This is a genomic window from Parabacteroides goldsteinii, from assembly GCF_020091425.1.
GTDB classification, from domain to species: domain Bacteria; phylum Bacteroidota; class Bacteroidia; order Bacteroidales; family Tannerellaceae; genus Parabacteroides; species Parabacteroides goldsteinii.
Map to the genome: position 1 here is coordinate 6016931 of NZ_CP081906.1, position 19553 is coordinate 6036483.

At 56.7% G+C, this 19553-nt stretch carries 22 protein-coding genes; 4 read left to right on the forward strand and 18 right to left on the reverse strand.

Features of this window, described 5'->3' with window-relative positions:
- Positions 1–54 precede the first annotated feature (54 nt).
- From K6V26_RS24670 to K6V26_RS24755, 18 genes are all read right to left on the reverse strand, one after another.
- Positions 55–441: a hypothetical protein gene (locus K6V26_RS24670; protein WP_004295441.1), complete on the reverse strand. Its 387-nt coding sequence runs from the start codon at positions 439–441 to the stop codon at positions 55–57.
- 361 nt (positions 442–802) lie between these two features.
- Positions 803–2755: a DUF4116 domain-containing protein gene (locus tag K6V26_RS24675; RefSeq protein ID WP_017141466.1), complete on the reverse strand. Its 1953-nt coding sequence runs from the start codon at positions 2753–2755 to the stop codon at positions 803–805.
- A 63-nt stretch (positions 2756–2818) separates the two neighbouring features.
- Positions 2819–3262 (reverse strand): DUF3872 domain-containing protein, encoded by a 444-nt coding sequence (locus K6V26_RS24680; protein WP_004295445.1) that lies wholly within the window; start codon positions 3260–3262, stop codon positions 2819–2821.
- Positions 3263–3275: 13 nt separating this feature from the next.
- Positions 3276–3860 (reverse strand): conjugal transfer protein TraO, encoded by a 585-nt coding sequence (locus K6V26_RS24685; RefSeq protein WP_004295446.1) that lies wholly within the window; start codon positions 3858–3860, stop codon positions 3276–3278.
- 1 nt (position 3861) lies between these two features.
- A complete protein-coding gene (gene traN / locus K6V26_RS24690) occupies positions 3862–4782 on the reverse strand; it encodes a conjugative transposon protein TraN (RefSeq protein ID WP_004295447.1) in 921 nt (306 codons plus the stop codon).
- A 72-nt stretch (positions 4783–4854) separates the two neighbouring features.
- Positions 4855–6135: a conjugative transposon protein TraM gene (gene traM / locus K6V26_RS24695; RefSeq protein ID WP_017141464.1), complete on the reverse strand. Its 1281-nt coding sequence runs from the start codon at positions 6133–6135 to the stop codon at positions 4855–4857.
- Entirely contained in the window at positions 6110–6409 is a 300-nt protein-coding gene (locus K6V26_RS24700; protein WP_004295449.1) for a TraL conjugative transposon family protein, read from the reverse strand. Before K6V26_RS24700 ends, traM begins: the two co-directional genes overlap by 26 nt.
- A 4-nt stretch (positions 6410–6413) precedes the next feature.
- Positions 6414–7037 (reverse strand): conjugative transposon protein TraK, encoded by a 624-nt coding sequence (gene traK, locus K6V26_RS24705; protein ID WP_004295450.1) that lies wholly within the window; start codon positions 7035–7037, stop codon positions 6414–6416.
- 11 nt (positions 7038–7048) lie between these two features.
- Positions 7049–8131 (reverse strand): conjugative transposon protein TraJ, encoded by a 1083-nt coding sequence (gene traJ / locus K6V26_RS24710; protein ID WP_029429443.1) that lies wholly within the window; start codon positions 8129–8131, stop codon positions 7049–7051.
- A gap of 19 nt (positions 8132–8150) precedes the next feature.
- A complete protein-coding gene (locus tag K6V26_RS24715; RefSeq protein ID WP_007851777.1) occupies positions 8151–8771 on the reverse strand; it encodes a DUF4141 domain-containing protein in 621 nt (206 codons plus the stop codon).
- A gap of 35 nt (positions 8772–8806) precedes the next feature.
- Positions 8807–9121, reverse strand: coding sequence for a DUF3876 domain-containing protein (locus tag K6V26_RS24720; protein WP_004303798.1), 315 nt, complete (start codon positions 9119–9121; stop codon positions 8807–8809).
- Positions 9122–9135: 14 nt separating this feature from the next.
- Positions 9136–11631: a TraG family conjugative transposon ATPase gene (locus tag K6V26_RS24725; RefSeq protein ID WP_007559015.1), complete on the reverse strand. Its 2496-nt coding sequence runs from the start codon at positions 11629–11631 to the stop codon at positions 9136–9138.
- Positions 11628–11954 (reverse strand): DUF4133 domain-containing protein, encoded by a 327-nt coding sequence (locus K6V26_RS24730; RefSeq protein WP_029429442.1) that lies wholly within the window; start codon positions 11952–11954, stop codon positions 11628–11630. The genes K6V26_RS24725 and K6V26_RS24730 overlap by 4 nt, the downstream gene beginning before the upstream one ends.
- A 20-nt stretch (positions 11955–11974) precedes the next feature.
- Complete coding sequence (locus tag K6V26_RS24735; RefSeq protein ID WP_004319158.1) at positions 11975–12277, reverse strand: DUF4134 domain-containing protein; 303 nt, start codon at positions 12275–12277, stop codon at positions 11975–11977.
- A gap of 145 nt (positions 12278–12422) precedes the next feature.
- On the reverse strand, positions 12423–13163 hold the full coding sequence (locus K6V26_RS24740) for a hypothetical protein (RefSeq protein ID WP_007559012.1): 741 nt from the start codon (positions 13161–13163) through the stop codon (positions 12423–12425).
- On the reverse strand, positions 13160–13579 hold the full coding sequence (locus K6V26_RS24745) for a DUF3408 domain-containing protein (RefSeq protein WP_004295458.1): 420 nt from the start codon (positions 13577–13579) through the stop codon (positions 13160–13162). Before K6V26_RS24745 ends, K6V26_RS24740 begins: the two co-directional genes overlap by 4 nt.
- Before the next feature lie 41 nt (positions 13580–13620).
- Positions 13621–14043, reverse strand: coding sequence for a DUF3408 domain-containing protein (locus K6V26_RS24750; protein WP_004295459.1), 423 nt, complete (start codon positions 14041–14043; stop codon positions 13621–13623).
- Positions 14044–14049: 6 nt separating this feature from the next.
- Positions 14050–14802 carry a ParA family protein gene (locus K6V26_RS24755; RefSeq protein WP_007559008.1) on the reverse strand — a complete coding sequence of 251 codons (753 nt, stop codon included), beginning with the start codon at positions 14800–14802 and terminating at the stop codon, positions 14050–14052.
- Positions 14803–15505: 703 nt separating this feature from the next.
- Here K6V26_RS24755 and mobA point away from each other — a divergent pair.
- The 4 genes from mobA to K6V26_RS24775 all read left to right on the forward strand — a co-directional run bounded on the left by mobA (position 15506) and on the right by K6V26_RS24775 (position 19550).
- Positions 15506–15928 (forward strand): conjugal transfer protein MobA, encoded by a 423-nt coding sequence (mobA, locus tag K6V26_RS24760; RefSeq protein ID WP_004295462.1) that lies wholly within the window; start codon positions 15506–15508, stop codon positions 15926–15928.
- Positions 15922–17067 (forward strand): conjugal transfer protein MobB, encoded by a 1146-nt coding sequence (gene mobB / locus K6V26_RS24765; protein ID WP_004319166.1) that lies wholly within the window; start codon positions 15922–15924, stop codon positions 17065–17067. The genes mobA and mobB overlap by 7 nt, the downstream gene beginning before the upstream one ends.
- 37 nt (positions 17068–17104) lie before the next feature.
- Entirely contained in the window at positions 17105–19114 is a 2010-nt protein-coding gene (gene mobC / locus K6V26_RS24770) for a conjugal transfer protein MobC (protein ID WP_004319168.1), read from the forward strand.
- Between the two features lie 154 nt (positions 19115–19268).
- Positions 19269–19550 carry an Imm17 family immunity protein gene (locus K6V26_RS24775; protein ID WP_004295465.1) on the forward strand — a complete coding sequence of 94 codons (282 nt, stop codon included), beginning with the start codon at positions 19269–19271 and terminating at the stop codon, positions 19548–19550.
- Positions 19551–19553: the final 3 nt, after the last annotated feature.

The following is a 19553-nucleotide window of genomic DNA, read 5'->3' on the forward strand; positions in this document are numbered from 1 at the left end:
AAGTGTCCAACTTTTGGGGTGCAGTACACAACCGTCCGATTTTTTTGTTTCCCGTCAATCGACCGCCGTATGGTCGCCCAGCTTCCCGTGCAGTTCACGCCCGATATGTCCGGCAATGCCACGGGGAGAAATTTCAGAGATTGAACCCCACCCGCCATGCGTGTATATGCACGTCTTGAGCGGTTCGGTACGGGAAAGGTAGAACAGATAGCCGTTGCGGAGCAGGATGCCCACAAACACCGAGCCGACCTCGATGTCGGCGATCTCGTCAAAACGTATCTTCCCGTCATTGTATAATACTGCCGTGCCATCCGCATCGGGAATGACGAACAGATCGTCTTCCATGACAATCCCGTGCAACTCGATTAGCGACCCCAGGCATTCACTCGCCGATACCCGGTCGTAATCACCCTTTACCTCATTTGTCGATTTCGTTTCCATATCGCTTTTCTTTAGGTTCAGACAAATACCATACGAAAAAGGCGTGAGAATACGTTAAATACCGGCATTGAGGTACAGCCAAGCACCCATCCACTCGATAGATAATTTCTCCCCACGCCGCTATCGCATACGCTTGACGCATATAGACACGACGATGAAGAAGAGAACTACCCATTATTTTGCGAGCGGATTAAAATTTGGCTGTTTTCAATGCCCCACCATAATGTGTTCCTTCCGTATGTAAATCGCCCGGCGGCACGCCGCCGGAGGATTCGATTGCAAATATAACGATTTCATTCGGGTATCGGCGACAACACGTGCGATTTTTAACAACCTTCCTGCCAAAGAACTACCCGCCGTCCTACAATTTCGGCCCCCGGGCGGGTTTGCGGGGCGCGACCTTCGGCTGCGCCTTCTTCTCCCTGGGCGGTTCGACGATCCGCAGTTTGAGTTTCTCCGTCTTACGGTCGTAACGCACCTCGCAGCAGTCAATCTCACCCGCAACCGACGTCCACACGTTGTTCACACGCACCGCGCCGCCCGAGTAGAGGGTCTTGTATTGTTCGTATTCGAGCGGCTGCCGCAATTTCGCGTCCACCTGACGGTGGAACGAGTAGATATTACGTCCCTTTGCTATTTCGTCGGGAACGTAAACCCGCAACTCGGGATGGGCGGCCTCGGCATAGAGGCACAGATCCGCCGTGCGAAGCTCCCTCGGAACCCACTGGATCATCCTCGGGTCGCCCCGCACGGCCGTATCGGCCACGAGCGGCGTGATGGCCCTCTGGGGAATGTCGTACAGCACCCCCGCATCCTTGCGAACGGCCTCCAACGCCACCTCCTCCGTTACAAGCCGGCGGTTCAGGTGCAGGACACTCATCAACCGGTGTATCTGCTGCGGGTCGTCCTGCTCGCGGAACACCTGCAAGACCAGGGCGGGGTCGCTCAACGCGCTGATAACCGAGAAATCGGTTTTGTCCTTCCCGTAGGTACGCTCGAAAGCCTCCCGGCTCATCTCCGGCGTCCGGGCTTCGCGGGGGACGCCTTTCAGGTTTTGCGGGTTCTCCCGCACTAGGCTCATGTATAGATCCGGGCTTTTCATGCTCTCGGGCAGGTGGGCGATGGCATAGGGACTGCGCCGTATGGCCTCCATGCACAACTCCGGCGTTTTCCACTTCTCGGGGACATATTGCAGGTAGCTCCCGTCGTGCCAGACGGCCCGGCGGCACATCTCCTCGTTCTTGGCGTGGTCGGGAAGGTTGTAGAACAGCTCCGGCTCCAGGGCGAAAATTTCCCGGGCCACCCTCGGCGTGAGGAACCAGGGGTTCATGTTCTCCAAAAAATCGAAGGTCTTATCGTAATTCGTGCAATAGAACCCCAACACTTTCAGGTGTATCTCCTCGAAGGGGATATAGCGGAGGACACGCAGGTCGTCGGTACGGGCCAACGCCCGGTTGCAGACCTCCGGCGTGAGCTGTTCGGGGTTGAAAAAGCGGATGGCCAGGGGATCGCGCTCCAGCGCCATCCCGCACAGACGGTCGGTTTTCAGATGTTTCGGAACGTACTCCAGTGCCAGGTAGTTCGAGGACACGGCGGCCTCGCAGACCCGTTCCGTGCGTAATTCCTCCGGCACTTCATGGAGCAGGATGCCGTCCCCGCTGACGGCACGCAGGCAGACTGCCTCCGTGCGCAGTTCCACCGGCACGAGCGAAAGGCAGGACGCGTCCATCCCCACGCCGTGAAGGGCCAGTTCCCCGGTCATGACCTCCGGGGCAATGGAGGCGAAAATCTCGAACTTGTCCACGAACGACATCCCGAATTTTTTCAGCCCTTCCAGGCATATATCGGGATACGGAATGTAAGGGAGTATCTTGTAATCGGCACTGTCCACCGCTTTCAACGCCGCACGGCATATTTGCGGCGTCCTCAATTCCCCGGGGACGGCCTCCAGCACCAGACCGTTGCGCTTCACGGCCGTCATGCACAGTTCGGGGGGCTTCAACCCCTCCGGAACGTAATACAGCGCGTAGCTGTTGCTATCGACGGCGGCACGGCACATTTTCGGTGTCTTCAGACGGTCAGGGACGAATTTCAGTGTTTCGCCCCGGTGGCCGGCCGCGGCAAGACAAAGTTCCGGCGTTTTCATCGCTTCGGGAACGAACTCGATGTTGAAAGCCGATTTCTTGATGGCGAAACGGCAGACTTCCGCCGTTTTCCGATCCTCGGGCAGCGTCTCGAAAAGGTTCTCGCGCCACGGGTTCTCGTACACCCCCGTATCGAGATAGGCTATATCTATTCTCTCTTGCTCTGTCATGGTTTTCAGTATTTATGGAAAGCGCCCGGGTGACGGGCGCTTCTCTTGGTTAGACATATTCCGTTATCGTTCCGTTTCCTCCGTCCCGTTCTCGCTCTGGAACGTGAAGGAGGTCTTCACGACCTGACCCGTGTTGTCCTCGACATAGACGTCGATGGTCTGCTGGTCATCGCTGCGCGATGTGTAATAGAGGCGGAACACCTCACGGTCGAGCGGATAGCGGTCGTTGGGCAGGAACACCGTACCGTCGTCCATCCTCAACTCACCGCGCCCGTCGGGCTGGAAATAGCGGATCGTGTAACGCGCGCCGTCATATCTCCCCTCCCGCACGAGCGTGCAGCGGATTTCAGCGGTTTCACCAACGGAGATTCGCTTCTGAACGGGCATCGTTTCCAGAGAGAACGTGTACGCCTGCTGTATATCCAGCCCGTTGTCGCAGGATGCGCATAAAAGACCCAGGGCGGCGATCCAGACCGCCAGGGCCAATATCTTTTTCATCTTTTTCATGTCGCTTGCAAGTTTAATGGATTATGAATTTCACGCCCAGGCCGAACTGCGCGTGGAAATGTCCCGTTGTAGTGCCCCATAGGATACGCTCACGCCCCGTCAGCGAGAGGATAATCCTGTCGGTCAGGTACGCATCGACCTCCAGCGTGACGGCCCCGCCATAGAGGAAACGGTCGCGGTGGCGGAGCGTAGAGCCGTCATAGAGCCGCCTTTCGCCCCGGTTCACACTCTCGTAACCGGCCAGCGCCGAGCCGCCGAGGTAGAAGAAAAAAGTCCTGGACGGGTCGGCGAGGAACTTGTAATAGTAACCGCCCTCGGCAGTGAACTGCGCCACAGGGATACGTTCCGACTTGTAGGGGTAATAACGGTTCAGGAACTCCGCGCCGAACACCCACTTGTCGGCATTCTTCGCGTAGCGGCTCATGGCCAGCCCGAACCAGTAGCCCGTTTCGCTGCGGCTGTCCCGGGTATAGAAGCCGTCGGTCATGCCTCCCCGTATTTCCAGCCCGCGCATGGCGGGCAGGGCACGCTGGGCGTGCGCCCCGTCCGAAAGGAGGAGGCATAACCCCAGCGTGAGAATGAATATCGCCCGTTTCATATCACTTTACCTTTAACTCGTTGATAACACGTGCGCGCACCAGGTCGGCATTCTCCACCGTGAAAGTCTGGTGTCGCCCGCCCTGCTGCTCGTGCAGTTCCACGACCAGCTGCTTGTCGTCGGCCAGCGTGAACTTCGGGAGCGTGAAGACCATGCGCTCGGTACGCTTGCCGCCGATGACCTGCACGTTGTTGTACGCCCGCACGGGCCATACGACCTGCTCCTGGATGGCCGTGCGTTTGGCCACCTTCTTGTCCGTAATCTTGAACGTCAGGTAGTCCACGTTGAAAGGCACGTTGGAGGAGTTTTTCAGTTGGAGGTGGAAATAAAGCAGGTCGTTATGCACGTAGATACCTTTGAGGAGGTATTGTACCCCGAAACGCTTGCAACCGATATGCTTGATCTCGCGGCGGTCATTCTTGTAAATGGACTGCATGATCAGTTTGACCAGCAGCGGAGATTCGCATCCCAACTCCTGCAAATAGATGTCCAGCGCATTATTGGGGCGGTTTACCGCCTCCCCGCCATGCAGGAAGTCCGCCATCTCGACCGACAGTTTCACCGGCTCGTCGGCATACTTGACATTGAAGCTGTAATAGGCCCCGTCCTCGGTAATGACCGAAAGGTTGCTCTCGCGCGAGAAATCACGCAGGGCCGCCTTTACACGCAGCACGTTTTCCGTGCCGTCGGCTTTCGCCGCCAGAAGATCCGAAGACCCCAGATCGACGTAACGGATGGCCGAGGGGAAAATCACATGAACGGTCTTGCTGAACGTCACCTCCAGCGCGTAGGGCGGGATAACCCGGTTGAAGGTCAGCGGACGGGTAAGACCGTCGTACAAATCGCCCGTGGAGGGCTTTTCCTGCGCGTGGGCAGCGAACATGCACCCGATAAAAGCGAGTGCCAGAAGAATCTTTTTCATACTCGATAATTTTTTGATTGTTGATAAAAATGGATTTTTTCAGTGGTGTACGGAAGTACGTCGTTTGTACCCTTATTGAAGGGGCGGGAGCAGCAGGACGCTGTAACCGGCCTTGAGCGTGACCTTGACCGAGCGCATCTTCTTGCTCACGTATTGCGACACGCCCTGGATGGCGCTGCGCCCCAGGTCGGAGAGCAGTTGCGAACCGGCATCGTCCGTGATCGTGATACTGCTGCCCATGCCCGCACCCATATTGGCGGCGATCTCCTTCACGGCATTGAGTTCTTCCGACCCCGGCACGGGAATACCCTCGTTGCCGTTCGTGTCATAGACCGACAGATCGACCGGAACGACCGCCCCGCCGTGCTGGACAGCGCTGACCTTGACCGTCAGCCGTTCGCCGTTGATCCTCGCCGCCCCCGTTACGGGCGTACCCGAGGGGATGAGCAGCTCTCCCGCCATCATCGGTTCCAGCAGCCGGAAAGTAACCTCCCCGCCATCGGTGAGCGTCACGGTTTGCTGCACGGCGGCACGGATACTGTTGCGCTCGGGCTCGCGAAGGTCGCTCCCCACCGTGTTGAAACCCCAGTTCCGGGGCTTGACGAACTCACGGGCGAAGACCGAATCGGGCAGCGGGGCGGCGAGCAGCGACACGATGTTACGGCGCACCTGGCGCACGGGCTGCACGGAAGCCTTGCCGGAAACGGAGGCTTTCTGACGCGGGGCTTCAGGGGCTTGACCGCCATTCATGTAGCGGGCGGCGATCTCGTAGGACTTCTCCAGCAGCGCCACCTGCTCCTCCTGGGCCGTTTTCTGCGCCTGCTGTTCTTCCAGGCGGCGTTCCAGTTCCTCGATGCGGGCCTGCATCTCGCGCTCTTCCCCCGTTTCACCGGCGGTGTCCTCGTAGAAACTGCCTAACTGGCGGTTGATGTCGGCATAGGCGGCACGGGAAGTCCGGAAAGCTCCCGACGAACCGCCGGCAGGGCCGGAAGACTTATCCGGCACGGCAGCGGGCATGACGGGCTCTTCCTCCTCGTCCTCCATCCCGAACGCGAAATCCTGCAAGGAGCGCATCTTTTCCCGCTCCCTGCGCCGCATCTCCTCCTGCACGTAGGCATCACGCTTGTCCGAGAGGATACCCTCCGATTCCGGGGTCGGCAGCTCCGTGTTGAAACCCGCCGAAGGCTCCTCCCGTTCTTTTTCGCCGGGGGAGAAGATCAGCCACATGCACCCGGCAAAGGCCAGGAAAAAGAGCGGGAAGACCACCATCTTCTTCCGCATCTGTATCTGCCGGGGCGTGAGTTCCTTTTTCCCCGCCTCCGGCTGTTTATTCTGTTTTTCGTTCGTCGTCATAATTGAAATCTTTTAGATGTTTTACACTGTCGGCCTCCTGCCGTTGTCTTAATTCCAGCTCCAGCCGCTCGATATGCCGTATCTGCATCCGTTCCCCGGCTCCCTTGCCGAAGCGGTAGATGGAAGACACGGTAAAGTAGAGCGACAAGACGGAAAAGAACAAGAGCAGCGTGAGGATCACGATAATCCGCTTATCGGGCGAGAGCGCCCCGCAAGCGCGGCGCAGGTGGTCTTCGACCCACTCCCCGAAAGCCTTTATTCTCTTCTTTGCCATAACCTTATCTTTTTAATGTACGTAAATCGCGGTTCTCCAGAATCTCGAATTTCTCCATGATGAAACCCTGCGGGTTATTGTCCGAACGCCCCGAGTTGATCAGCTCGCAGCGCGTGACCAGCGAACGCTCGGTGATGTTGCTCTCGCGGACAATCATTTGCCGGGCATAGGTCATGGCCCGGTAGGGATAGGCGTTGAAGTCGCACACCACGGAGTCCACCTCGATACGCTGGCTGATGTTCCCCGACACCACACGGTTGTAGTAACCTTTCTCCTGCATGTCCTGGTAATAGGCGAAGGCGCTCTTATCGACCAGGAACAGCGCGCGGTTGATGTTGCTCTCGATGGCCGCACGGTCGGGCGAGAGGGTGAAGAACAACTCGTGAAAACGCCGGATATGTTCGCGCGCCTCCACGGGGCGGTTCTGGCTCAAATCCTGCGAGAGCGCCAGCATCAGCGACTTGCCCCCGTCCAGGACGTAGATCTTCTCGCGCTGCTTTTCGGCGAAACGGAAGCTCGCGACCACGCTGAACACGGATACCAGCGCGCACAGGCAGAGGAACACGATACCGAAAAGCCGAATCTGCCTGAAACTTGTTTCGATGTTTTTTAATGACTTGAATTCCATTGTCCAAATTGTTATGAATGATTATTGTTACCTTGTGTTGCCAGGTTGCGCCCGTTGGGGGCACTGCCCGAAGCCGGGCCGCCAACGCCGCCGTTACCGGAGGAGGAACCGCCACCGCCGCGACGCCCGAACGTGCGGCCGATCATGTTGCCGGCGATACCGCCAGCGACACCCGTGGCGAATGCCCCGGCCTTGTTGATACCGCCCATAGCCCCGCCGGCTCCGCCCGACTGGATCACCCACTCGGCAACGGTGGGGATCGTGAAATAGCCTATGATACCTATAATCAAAAAGATAATATAGACACCGCTGCCGCTGTCGGGAATGTAGTTGGGGTCTTGCAGGGCCAGGACGTCCGCCTGGAGCATCAACGTCTGGATCTTGGCCAGCACCGCGGAGAACAGGTCGGCGATGGGAAGCCAAAGGTACACGCTGATATAGCGGGAAATCCAGCTCGCGAGCGTCGAGTGAAAGCCGTCGTAAATGGAGAGGGCGAACGACAAGGGCCCCAGAATCGACAGCACGACTAAAAAGAATGTCCGCAGCGTGTCGATAGTAAGCCCCGCGGCGTTGAACAACAACTCGAAGAAGTCCCGGACAAGCTGCCGGAAACCGGCCTTGATGTCGTACCACGTGCGTTCGGCCCACATGCTGATAATCTCGCCCAAATCCGTGATACCCATATCCGCAAGCCGTTGTTCATACACCTCGTCGTCCACTAACCAAGCCTTGCCCTCGCGCCTGCGGGCCTCGGCTTCCAAATCGTCCTTCTGTTGCTGGTATGCCTGCAAATCCAATGTCTGCCCCTCCAGTATGGCGTGCGTGCCCTGCACCACGGGCGACATCACGGCGTTGATCGTCCCCAGAACCACGGTGGGAAAGAACATCACGCACAAGCCGATGGCGAAAGGCCGCAGGAGCGGGAACACGTCGATAGGCTCCGCATTGGCCAGTGCCTTCCATACCCGGTAAGCCACGTAAAAGAGCGCACCCAGGCCGGCGATACCTTTCGCCACCCCGATCATGTCGCCGCATAGCGGCATCATCTCCTGATACAGGTTCCGGAGAACCTGGTGTAAATTGTCGAAATCCATGACTGCCTCCGTTTTCAGGTTACCAATATCTGTCGTTCGGGTTCCCGTAAAGTGCCAGCACCCGGTGCGCGTCGCCCTTTTCGCGGCTGCGGATGAAGGACACGGAGATGGTCTTGCGCGTGTAATAGCGCGTGAGGTTGCGGTACTCCAGCATCTTCGTGTAAACCTGATCCACCACGTCCATCCGCTCCTTGTCCGAGAGCGAGAGGCCGTTGCCGCCGGTTATGACCGTCTTGAGTTCCGTCACCAGCGCGCCGCCCTCCTCCAGCAGCCGGGCGTAACCCGCCGAGATCGCCGCCAGCTCGTCCACCGTGAAGTTCGGGTCTGAAACCATACGGTTGAATCCCGAGGTGTAGATTTCCGTGATCTCGCTGACCATTTCGAGTGTCAGCTTCACCTTCCGGGCATCCTTGATGATGTTATGCACCGATTTGAGGGCGTCGTAGTAAGCCTTGCTCTGGTTATAAATCTTGATACTCTCTTGCAGCGACTTGACCATGTTGGTCGCCGTGGTCGAGCTTTGAACCGCGCTCTTGATGTTCTGAACGAGGTTCGACGGGTCGATGACCGTCCACTGCGCTTTTGCCTGGTACGTGAAGCAAAGAAGCCCCACGAACAGCGTTAAAATCAATCGTTTCATCCTTTTCATTATTTAATTCGTGAATACTTGGGCGGTCATTCCGACGCCCGGTAATAATCCCCGTAGGCGGAGAGCTGGAGCACCTCGCGCCCCGCATCGTAGGCCAGGGCGACATACCCGTAGAGGTCGAAGTAACGGATACCTCCCCAATACTTCCTCACGGGACGGGAGAAGCGTGTCCCGTCCTTGTAGGACACCTCCACGTAAAAACCGCCGCCCCGGCGTCCCGGGTTGCGGTAGATGCGAACCCGGGGAGAACCCGAGCGGCTTTCCCACTCGCCCGCCACCTCGTACAGCGCGAAGTCCAAACGCGCCGCCGTGGGGTCTGATCCGATACACTTGCGATACATGGCCTGCCCTCCCTTTAACGTTTGCCCTCGGCGAGCTGCCTGATCGCCAGTTCCATATCACCGCCCAGCTCCCCGGCAAGCCGCTGTACCTCCACTTTCTCCGTTTCCTCGGTCGTGTAGGCCAGGTACTCCGGGACGCTGACCTCCGTGGCATAGACCGCCGACTGAACGCCGCCCAGACCGATCCAGACCTCCTTGTATTTACGGGAAGGGTCGTTGGACTGGTTGATCGAGAGAATCTGCGCCTTCTCCTTGTCGGTCAGCCCCAACAAGGACTGAATCGCGTCGAAACGGTTCATGAACTTGCGCTGGTCGAGCAGGATCTTGCAGTCCGAGTTGTTGATGATCGCCTCCTTGACCACCGGGCTGGAAATGATGTCCTCGACCTCCTGCGTCACAACGATGGCCTCACCGTAGTATTTGCGGACGGTTTTATACATATAACGCAGATATTCAGCCATATTGGCCGTAGAGAGCGCCTTCCAGGCCTCCTCGACGATGAGCTGTTTGCGTACCCCCTTGAGCCGTCTCATCTTGTTTATGAAAGCCTCCATGATGATGATGGTGACCACGGGAAAAAGCTCCTTGTTTTCCTTGATGGAATCCACCTCGAAGACCACGAAGCGCTTCGAGAGCAGGTCGATGTTGGCCCGGGAGTTCAGAAGGAAGTCGTAGCGTCCGCCCTTATAATACTGCCGCAGGGTGATGAGCATGTTGTCGATGTTGAAATCCTCGCGGCTGACCCGGATCTCCCGCTCCTCCAGCTCGCGGCGGTAGTCGTCCCGCAGGTACTCGTAGAAACTGTCAAAACACGGCACGATATTCCGGTCGGCGCGGATACGCTCGATATAGGCGTTCACGGCACTGCCCAGCTCGCCGCTCTCGGTCTTCGTGATCTTGTCGTCCTCGGTTTTCCAGAGTGTCAGCAGCAGCGTCTTGATGCTGTCCTTCTTCTCCACGTCGAAATAGTAGTCGTCGGTGTAGAACGGGTTGAAACTGATGGGATGTTCCTCGGTATAGGTAAAATACACGCCGTCCTCACCTTTGGTCTTACGCCGGATCAGCTCGCAAAGACCCTGGTAGCTGTTACCGGTATCCACCAGCACGACATGCGTGCCCTGCTCCCAGTATTGGCGGACTAAATGATTCATAAAGAATGACTTGCCTGACCCCGAGCCGCCTAACACGAATTTATTCCTGTTGGTAATGATCCCTTTTTTCATCGGTTCGTCCGAGATGTCCAGGTGCAGGGGCCTGCCGCTTATGCGGTCGCACAGCTTGATGCCGAAAGGACTGGACGAGGATTTATAGTTGGTTTCCTCCGTGAAGAAACAGACCGCGGGCTCGATGAACGTGTAGAACGATTCCTCGGCGGGGAAATCCCCCGCATTACCCGGCATACCCGCCCAGTAGAGCGTGGCGGCATCCACGGTGTTGTGGCGCGGGCGGCACTCCATCAGAGCGAGCTGGCTGCCCACATCATTGCGGATATGCCGGAGCTCCTGCACGTCGTCCGACCAGGCCAGCACGTTGAAATGGGCCCGGACGGATTGAAGACCGAACGAGTGCGCCTCGTTGAGATACTGGTCGATCCACTCCTTGTTTATCTGGTTCCCGCGGGAGTAGCGGGAAAGGGACTGCATGTTACGCGCACGTTTCTCGAACATACGCAGGTTTTCGTCGCTGTCTTCCAGGAACACGTACTGGTTGTAAAGGTGGTCGCAGGAAAGCAGAAGCCCCACGGGGGCCGCGAACGAGAGCAGGCAGTCCGAACGGTCGGTGGAAAGACGCTCGTAACGGGTGTCCGTACCCACGCGCCCCGGCAGGTCTTCCGTGTCCGAGAGCGTGTGCAGGCACACCCGTTTGTTGCCCACGCGCAGAACCTCGGCCCCCAGCTCGATGTCCTGAAGAGAAGTCGTCTCCGAGAGCGAGAGGGAAAAGTACCGCTCCAGCAGGCCCGGACAATCCGCCGTACCCGTGATCTCGTCCCCCGTGAGGCGGACAAGGGCCAAGAAACCCGAATCGTTCAGAATACGCTCGAACTGTTCCGCCGCCTCCAGGAATTTTGTCGCCGATTCCCGGTTTACCTCTTTGGGAATGATGTTGCCCCGGCAGAGGGTCGAGAAGTCTGAACGCATGTGCATACGCTCCCTCGTCGTTTTCGTCAGGTAGAGGAAGCAGGCGTGGGTCAGGAACGGACGCTCGTTGAAATGCCGCTCGTAACTGCGGGAGAGGAAACTCATGTCCCCCTCGCCCGTGGCCGGGCGGTAACGCTCGCGGATGAACCAGTCCTGCTTGTGTACCACGCTGTATTCGGGCAAGACCTTCAGGGCCTTGCACCAGGCGGCGTGGATCGCCTCGTACTCGGCGGACGTGACGGTGAACAGCTCCGGGAGTTCGACCCGATAGACGACCGTTATGTCCGCGTCCTTGCTGATGATACAACCGCCTTCCACGGCCAGGAGCGGGAACTTGCTTTCCAGCGTGGTGGCTTTCAAGAGGTTTCTCATACGCGGCCCCCCTTTCTTTTCAGCAACCGGCGCAGGGACTTGCGGTTGAGCAGGTAGCGGGGATGCCGGCGCGCGGCGAGCAGCTTCATCAGCCCGTGTTCCCCGTAACGGGTGTTCAGGCGGAAGGTAAGCCAGACCAGCACCGAAGCCGCCGCAACGCCGAAAGCGATACATACCCACTGATCGACCCCTGCCATGTAGAGGATGACGAACACCACGAAGACGGCCAGCAGGCCGCCCGCGAAGATGAAGAGGTACTGCGCCTTCAGGCCCCGGAACTCCACGCTCTTGCCGATTCCCTTGTTGATTCCATATTCCATAATTATTTGCATGACAGGTTGGACTACAAGAAGAAAGAGCGTAGGATCGTCGCGGCGACAATCAGGAAAATACACGCGCCGAACCAGCTCGCGGCGGTCTTCGACGTGTCGGGGTCGCCGCTCGAAAACTTGTTATAGACCTTGATGCCCCCGATAAGGCCGACCACAGCCCCCACAGCGTACACGAGTTTCGTGCCGGGGTCGAAGTAGCTGGTTACCATGTTGGTAGCCTCCGTAATGCCGGCGATGCCGTTGCCCTGCGCGAAAGCGGAGGAGATGGCGGCAAAGAGAAATGCCGCCGGAAGAAGAATCTTGTTCTTTCTCATAACTCGATAATGTTTGAATTGTGGCGCGGGGATGGATAGGCCCCGCACCGGGTTAAACTTCTTGATTCGTTTTTTTTCAGTGGTTCGAGGATAGCCTCACGCGCTACCCGTAGTCTTTTTCTTTCATCGTGATGTCATTATGGGGTTAAACAAACTCACGGACGTCGAAACCCGTGGGAACCGAACCCTGCGGAGATGGGCTTTCCGCAGACCTCTCGGACATACGCCGGTGAAAAGCCGAGAGGTAGGTGTCGATCAGGGATTTTACCCTGTCGTTCCCGTCGGGGCAGCCCGAAACGATGACCTCGAACATGTCGGTCTGTTTCAGGCCCAGGAGGACACGTCCCGTTTCCTCCCTTTGCTCGTCTGTTGAAGGTGGATCGTGTACCACGTGGCGGTAGGCTTCGCCCATCTGTTCAAAACTAACCCCCTGGGCAAGCGAGCGGCCCAAAAGGGGCAGCTCTTCGGTGTCGTCTTCATCCTCGTCATAATCCGGCTCCTCCGCGTCCGCATCCGGGAAAGATTCATCGTACAGCGGAAAGTCGATTTCCAGAGGTTCGTTAGGCTCCCCCTCGGGAGCGACACCGAACACTTCATCCAGGTCTTCCGGCGGAATCTGCCGGGGGTGTTCGGGTACATTCGTGGGCACAAATATATCGGCTTTTTCCGTAACTTTTTCAGTTTCAGATTCTACGGCAGCTTGTGGCCGGGAGTGGCGCAAGTCGAGGACAAAGCGGCTCCTGCCGATGATCTCCTGCCGGCAGGGCGTGTCTTCGGCAACGATCCCGTCTGCCGGTTCGTTACGTTCCATCCGCCGCAGGCGGAAAAACGCCCACAAGGCATACCCCACGGCAAAGAGGGGCAGCAGCCACAACGCCCCGTTCATCGCTCCTCCGCTTTGGGTTGCCGGGAGGCCACGGCCTCACGCTCCTCGAAAAGCCGCTCGATGGTTTCCCGGTTATCGTCCAGGTGCGCCTTGAGAACCTTGTCCACGTAGGCCGTGATCGTCACGTCGCCACGACCGATGACACGGGTGATCTCGCGGATACGCTCGTGATACGACGGACGTATCTTCACGTGCTTGTTACCGGCGAAAGGCAGCCGCAGCAGGCAGATGTAACGGGCCAGGTACTCGGCCTCGGGGGTGGGGACAGTCCCCACGGCGACCTCCCCCGAAGGGCCGTCGGGGACGATAAGGGTTTTCATCCTGCGCCGGTAGCGGCACACGCGGAAGATGAAGGGCACGGCGACGCAAAGGACGGCCGCCAGGATAACAGATAAAATAATTGCTTTGTCTGACATGATGGATTGTTTTTAATGGGTTGTAAATATTGGGTTCATAACTAAAAAATATCGGAGTTCCGTTTCTTGTAGAGTTCCGAAATTTCCTCCTGATAGGTCGCGAAATGCTGCTCCAGCACATTGTCCAGGTAGCTATACAGCGAGAGTTCGTTCTTACCGATAACCTGCACTATCCGGGTTATACGCTCGTGAAACTCCTTGCGGATATACACCGTTTTGCCGCTTCGGGTATTGGAGGGGGCGTTCCGGATAAAAAGACGCTCGTAATCCTGGCCTTTCCCTCTTCGGCGGCGTCCCTCCTCTTTCGTAGCCGACGAGGAGGCGGCCTCGCCGGACGGTTCCGATAGAGCCGATGCCTCCTCCTCTTTTTCCGGCGTGTAAGGATGTAATGGCCGGTTTCGGCTTTTGGCCTGGCTGATGATGAAGGAAGCGTCCAAACCGTCGTCATGTTCTTTTCCGCTCATGAGATCCTACTTTAACAGTTCGATCAATTCATCCACGAGTTTATCCAGGTTGCTGCCCCGGATCAAAGAACGGTCTGCCGGGAAGAGCGTGGAGCGGAAGACAGAGCGACGGCTGGCGTTCTGCTCACGACGAAAACGCTTGGTGTCAGGCAGGAAGGTCTTCAGAACAGGAAGATCCAGCTCTTTCATTACCGCCTCGTAAACCTGATATAACTCTGTTTTTTCACGTCCGTCCACCATGTTCCATAGCATATACAGCCCTTTCATCCGGGACTTCTCGCGGCCCATGATATGCTCTTTTACCACAACCGCGTAATTCAGGGTGCTTTCCATGACAACCCGGTCGGCACTGATCGGGGCGACGAGATAATCCATTCCGGCCAGGGAATGAATCAGATCCTCGTTATTGATCGTACCGGGAAGGTCGAAGAACACATAATCGAAATCACCTTGCGGCAGGAGGTAGTCGGCATCGGCCAACGCCTCTTTCGTGTTGCTTTCCACGACGGGATAGGCTTTCTTTTGAAGCCGGGTGAATTGTTCGTAAGCTAACCTCTTGTAATGTTCGTCTTCGAGGGCAAGCTTCAGGTCACGTTCCCGCATCTCCACGATGGAGTGTTGGGGATAATCGCAGTCGATGACCGCGACATTGAAACCCTTTACATAGTGCAGGTAAGAAGCTGCCAGCACCGTGAGGGTGGTTTTACCCGCTCCGCCTTTCTGGGTGGAGAAGGCCACGAATTTCGTTTTCTCTTTCATTGTTCCATGCGTTTTTAGTTATACAATCGGGTAATCGTTCATCTCTTCACGTATCCGGGCAAGTGACGGCATGAGATTTTATGCAGGTATGCCGGCACGCATATATGCTGGTGCGCTGGCAGGCTGTTACGCCGGTATGCCGGTGCATGGGCGCGTGTCCGATTTTATACTCATGCGCAACCGCATTTGCTTATCCGGACAAAGACCCGCTTTTTCCTCTGCACACGGTGTTTTCTGCATCCGTCCGCACGTGTGCGGACAGGAGGATGTGTCATTGCCCGTATCCGTTCTCACGTGCAAAGTAAACCCTTAAAAACACGGGTTGTATGCTCTTTTTCCGCTATGGCCGCGTGTGGCATCAAAGTGGACGCAAGTGGCGTAATCACTTGTAGTACAAGCGATTGAATAGGTCGGTATCTTTGCCTCGTGAACGATCCCGACGCTAATGAAGCCGTCCTTGCCCCGTTTTACGGCGGCTCTTTCAATGTTCTGTCCGCGAGCGGGCAGAAGGTATTTGCAAAGGGCAAATAGCAAGCTGTGTTTTCTGCTGCACGATTCTCGTTTTGCAGCAGAAAACAGCTTGCCCGCAAGGGGGAGAAAGCACCTCCGGAGTCGGTGCTTTTCAGAAGGGCGGCAAGCCGCGAAGGGATCGGAATTTTCAGGAACCGGTGGGGCCCTGGCCTCTCCTTAAAATTTCGATGCGATGGAAAAGAACAGAAAGCCCCGAGGGGGCAAAGGGGGACGACCCGCGAAAAACGACCCGGCCGTTTACCGCTTTTCGGTAAACTTTTCAGCCGTGGAACATGCCCGTTTCCTCGACCTTTACGAGCAGTCCGGGCTATTGTCCAAAGCCGCTTTTATCAAAGCGAGAGTGTTCAACGAGGCGTTCCGGGTGGTAAAGACCGACCGGGGAACGCTCGAATACGTGGCGAAGCTGACCGCTTTCCACGCCCAATTCCGTGCCGTGGGAACGAATTACAACCAGGTGGTGAAGGAGCTGCACGCGCATTTTTCCGAGAAGAAAACACTCGCGCTGCTCTATAAACTGGAGAGAGCGACACGTGAACTGGCGGCCGTCGGGCAGCAGGTCGTGTCGCTCTCCGAAGAGTTCAAACAGCGATGGTAGCCAATATCACCACCGGAAAAGACGTGTACGGCGCGCTGGCGTACAACCAGGAGAAAGTCGATCGGGGCGACGGGAAGGTGCTGCTGACCCACATCGTGAGGGAGCCGGCGGATGGGCGCTTCAACGTGGCCGCGACGGCAGAAGACCTCCTGCGCTGGATGCCCTCGCACTACCGGACGGAAAAACCCGTCGTGCACGTGTCGCTCAACCCGGCTCCCGAAGACCGCCTCGACGACGGGCAACTCGCGGAGATAGCCGGGGCCTACATGGAGCGCATGGGCTGGGGAGGACAACCTTATATCGTATTCAAGCATACCGACATCGGACGGGAGCATATCCATATCGTGTCGGTGCAGGTGGCCCAGGACGGGCGCAAGATAAACGACAGCAGGCGCAACGAACGCAGCGTGGCCGTTACCGAGGAACTGGAACGGGAGTACGGACTGCATCCCGCCAAAGGGAGAAGGCGGGAGAAAGGGCAAGGGATCGTCCCCGCCGATTACACGCGGGGCGACCTGAAACGCCAGGTGGCAGCGGTAATAAAACCGGCCGTGGCGACATACCGCTTCCAGACCCTCGGCGAGTTCCGGGCATTGTTGTCCTTATATAATATAGGTATAGAGGAAGTCCGGGGAGAGCGGAACGGAACCCCCTACCGGGGATTGCTCTACACGCTGCTGGACGAGAACGGGGACAAGGCAGTGGCCGCGCCGCTCAAATCCTCACTGTTCGGTAAAGAGGTCGGGTATGACGGGCTGGAACGGCACATGGAGCGCAACGCCGAACGGTTCGGGAAGGACGACACGAGGAGGCAAATCCGTGGCCGGGTCGATAAAGCGCTTCGGGGAGAACCCACGGAGGAAGAACTGCGCGAACGCCTGCGGGGAGCCCGGGTGGATCTCTACATACGACGCAACGAAAACGGCCGCATCGTGGGAGTGACGTTCATTGACCACGAAACACGGACGGTCGTGAACGGATCACGGCTGGGAAAGGCATACTCGGCCAACGCCTTCGAGCTGCGCTTCGGCGGGAAACGGAATCCCGGGGAAAACACGAGGGACTTGTCCCCGAAACAAGCGCCTGCCGGACGGGACGGGCAACGGAAGCGGAATACCTCACGACGGAGGAAAGTATAACATCTCAATTATCATTCATTTATTAAATTTTACGGTTATGCAACAGGAAGACGACCTTCGGGGTCTTGCAAAAACAATGGATTTCATGCGGGCATTGAGTATCTTGTTCGTGGTTATCAACATCTACTGGTTCTGTTACGGGCAGATACGGGAATGGGGAATCAATATCGGCGTGGTCGATAGGATTCTGCTGAACTTCGACCGCACCGCGGGGCTGTTCCGGAATATACTATGGACGAAACTTTTCGCCGTCGTGTTCCTCGCCCTTTCATGCCTCGGGACAAAAGGAGTAAAAGAGGAGAAAATTACCTGGCGGAAAATCACGGCATCGCTGGCCACGGGAGGCGTGCTGTTCTTCTTCAACTGGTGGCTGCTGGACTTGCCGCTGACGGCGATGGCGAACGCGGCTTTCTACATACTGACCCTATCGGCCGGGTATATCTGCCTCTTGATGGGCGGCGTGTGGATGTCCCGCCTGCTGAAGAACAATCTCATGGATGACCCTTTCAACAACGAGAACGAATCATTCCAGCAGGAAACACGCCTGATCGAGAACGAGTACTCCATAAATCTGCCGACGAAATTTTACTATAACAAACAGTGGAACAACGGGTTCGCCAATGTCGTAAACCCGCAAAGGGCTTGCATCTGCATGGGAAGCCCGGGCAGCGGGAAGAGTTATTGTGTTGTAAACCAGTTCATTAAACAGCAAATCGAAAAGGGCTATACCCAATACATCTATGACTACAAGTTTCCCGATCTTTCGGAAATCGCTTACAACCACCTGCTGAATCACCAGAAAGGTTACAAGAAAATCCCGACTTTCTACGTCATAAATTTCGACGACCCGCGCCGCTCGCACCGCTGTAACCCCATTCACCCGGACTTCATGACCGATATTTCGGACGCCTACGAGAGCGCCTATACCATCATGCTCAACCTGAACCGAAGCTGGGTGCAGAAGCAGGGCGATTTTTTTGTGGAAAGCCCCATTATCCTTTTTGCGGCCGTGATCTGGTTCCTGCGCATCTACGACAACGGGCGGTATTGTACCTTCCCGCACGCCATCGAGTTCCTGAACAAGCGGTACGAGGATATTTTCCCGATTCTGACATCCTACCCGGAACTCGAAAACTACCTCAGCCCCTTTATGGATGCCTGGCTCGGAGGCGCTCAAGACCAGCTCCAGGGCCAGATAGCATCGGCCAAAATTCCGCTTTCCCGCATGATTTCGCCCCAGCTATATTGGGTCATGTCGGGCGACGATTTCACGCTCGACATCAACAACCCGGACGATCCCAAGATACTCTGCGTGGGGAACAATCCCGACAGGCAAAACATTTACGGAGCGGCTTTGGGATTGTATAATTCCCGGATTGTCAAGCTCATAAATAAGAAAGGCCAGCTCAAATCGGGCATCATCATCGACGAGTTGCCGACAATCTACTTCAAGGGACTCGACAACCTGATCGCCACGGCCAGAAGCAACAAGGTCGCCGTGCTGCTGTGCTTCCAGGATTTTTCACAGTTGAAGAGGGACTACGGGGACAAGGAGGCCGCCGTCGTGATGAACACGGTGGGCAACATCTTCTCCGGGCAGGTCGTAGGTGAAACGGCCAAGACACTCTCGGAACGGTTCGGTAAGGTATTGCAGAAGCGGCAGAGCATGACGTTGAGCCGCAGCGACAAATCGACATCCATATCCACGCAGCTGGACAGCCTGATCCCGGCCTCGAAGATCTCGACGCTCACGCAGGGAATGTTCGTCGGGGCCGTGGCGGACAATTTCGACGAACGTATCGAGCAGAAGATTTTCCACTGCGAGATTGTCGTGGACAACGAAAAAGTGAAAGCGGAAACGGCCCGGTACAAGAAGATACCACAAATTACCGATTTCACGGACGAGAACGGGACGGATCACATGAAACAGGTCGTGCAGGAAAACTACGAACGTATCAAGGCAGAGGCCGGCCGCATCGTCGCCGAGGAACTGGAACGTATCAAGAACGACCCGGTGCTTTGCAAGCTCCTGCCGGAACAGAACTAAATGAACACAAACACCCCCGCAAACACCCTCCGTTACCTTAACGGGGGCTGTTTCTTGGTTTTATAACCGCACAGCCGGTGTTTTGGAGCATAAAGTAGTGATTATGTGAACAGAAAACATTATTTTTGTGTTCGGAATCCTTTTAATTATAAGTATGACAGTTACCGATATATACGAAGCAATGAACAGCAAGGCGGAAGCGTTTTTCGAGTGGTTGCAGGCTCACCCGAAATACGGGTTGCTGTTTGGTGTCGGGTTGCTTGCCCTATGGCTTGCAGGGTTGCTGTTCCGTTGGAAATGGGCGTGTCATTGGCAGTTTAACAGCAAACTGTGGTTATTTGACGATTGCAAGCCTGAAACACGCCGCAGGGTTCAGATTGTGTTGGTCAGCGTTCTGATTATACTTATATTGGTTGGTTTCTTTGTATGGAGATAACGG

Coding starts and splice junctions, on each gene's coding strand:
- K6V26_RS24670 (WP_004295441.1), bottom strand. CDS start 441: ATGGAAACGAAATCGACAAATGAGGTAAAGGGTGATTACGACCGGGTA.
- K6V26_RS24675 (WP_017141466.1), bottom strand. CDS start 2,755: ATGACAGAGCAAGAGAGAATAGATATAGCCTATCTCGATACGGGGGTG.
- K6V26_RS24680 (WP_004295445.1), bottom strand. CDS start 3,262: ATGAAAAAGATGAAAAAGATATTGGCCCTGGCGGTCTGGATCGCCGCC.
- K6V26_RS24685 (WP_004295446.1), bottom strand. CDS start 3,860: ATGAAACGGGCGATATTCATTCTCACGCTGGGGTTATGCCTCCTCCTT.
- traN (WP_004295447.1), bottom strand. CDS start 4,782: ATGAAAAAGATTCTTCTGGCACTCGCTTTTATCGGGTGCATGTTCGCT.
- traM (WP_017141464.1), bottom strand. CDS start 6,135: ATGACGACGAACGAAAAACAGAATAAACAGCCGGAGGCGGGGAAAAAG.
- K6V26_RS24700 (WP_004295449.1), bottom strand. CDS start 6,409: ATGGCAAAGAAGAGAATAAAGGCTTTCGGGGAGTGGGTCGAAGACCAC.
- traK (WP_004295450.1), bottom strand. CDS start 7,037: ATGGAATTCAAGTCATTAAAAAACATCGAAACAAGTTTCAGGCAGATT.
- traJ (WP_029429443.1), bottom strand. CDS start 8,131: ATGGATTTCGACAATTTACACCAGGTTCTCCGGAACCTGTATCAGGAG.
- K6V26_RS24715 (WP_007851777.1), bottom strand. CDS start 8,771: ATGAAACGATTGATTTTAACGCTGTTCGTGGGGCTTCTTTGCTTCACG.
- K6V26_RS24720 (WP_004303798.1), bottom strand. CDS start 9,121: ATGTATCGCAAGTGTATCGGATCAGACCCCACGGCGGCGCGTTTGGAC.
- K6V26_RS24725 (WP_007559015.1), bottom strand. CDS start 11,631: ATGAGAAACCTCTTGAAAGCCACCACGCTGGAAAGCAAGTTCCCGCTC.
- K6V26_RS24735 (WP_004319158.1), bottom strand. CDS start 12,277: ATGAGAAAGAACAAGATTCTTCTTCCGGCGGCATTTCTCTTTGCCGCC.
- K6V26_RS24740 (WP_007559012.1), bottom strand. CDS start 13,163: ATGAACGGGGCGTTGTGGCTGCTGCCCCTCTTTGCCGTGGGGTATGCC.
- K6V26_RS24745 (WP_004295458.1), bottom strand. CDS start 13,579: ATGTCAGACAAAGCAATTATTTTATCTGTTATCCTGGCGGCCGTCCTT.
- K6V26_RS24750 (WP_004295459.1), bottom strand. CDS start 14,043: ATGAGCGGAAAAGAACATGACGACGGTTTGGACGCTTCCTTCATCATC.
- K6V26_RS24755 (WP_007559008.1), bottom strand. CDS start 14,802: ATGAAAGAGAAAACGAAATTCGTGGCCTTCTCCACCCAGAAAGGCGGA.
- mobA (WP_004295462.1), top strand. CDS start 15,506: ATGGAAAAGAACAGAAAGCCCCGAGGGGGCAAAGGGGGACGACCCGCG.
- mobB (WP_004319166.1), top strand. CDS start 15,922: ATGGTAGCCAATATCACCACCGGAAAAGACGTGTACGGCGCGCTGGCG.
- mobC (WP_004319168.1), top strand. CDS start 17,105: ATGCAACAGGAAGACGACCTTCGGGGTCTTGCAAAAACAATGGATTTC.
- K6V26_RS24775 (WP_004295465.1), top strand. CDS start 19,269: ATGACAGTTACCGATATATACGAAGCAATGAACAGCAAGGCGGAAGCG.